Genomic DNA, 492 nt, shown 5'->3' on the forward strand with positions numbered 1-492 from the left:
GTATTTTAACCTATTATATTAAGTTCTTAACAAAGAGAAACTATGTCTGCTTTTACTCCCAAACCCAAAATAATCATTCTCAGCCTTGCCAGCGCGTTCAGTACATTAACCGTTGCCAATACCATCGAAACCTCAGCTCGACCAGAACAATACCAGGAATTGGATACCGTTGTTGTCAGTGGCAAACGTACCAACGACCAAAAAGGCGCGGACGACGTGTATTACAAAAACGTCTCCAACGCCTATGTCGGCAAAGAATACCTCGAACGCTACCGCGTCCAATCCGCCGGCGACGTGCTCAAAGGCCTAAACGGCGTGTACAACATGAACACCCGCACCGCCGGCGGCGCGATTACGCCCAACATACGCGGCATCACCGGCAAAGGCCGTATCCCCGTAACGCTGGACGGTACGGAGCAGACGGTCGATGTCTGGCTCAACAACTACGGCGTGGGCGACCGCAACTACCTCGACCCCGCCCTGTTCCGCAGC

The 492-nt window shown here is 52.8% G+C and carries 1 protein-coding gene; it reads left to right on the top strand.

Translation table 11 applies throughout. From position 1 onward, the window contains the following. Window positions 1–42 precede the first annotated feature (42 nt). The coding region (locus ACTHUE_RS20175; protein WP_440424300.1) for a TonB-dependent receptor plug domain-containing protein at window positions 43–492 on the top strand (450 nt) is incomplete at its 3' end.

The organism is Neisseria sp. P0021.S005 (genome assembly GCF_051956955.1).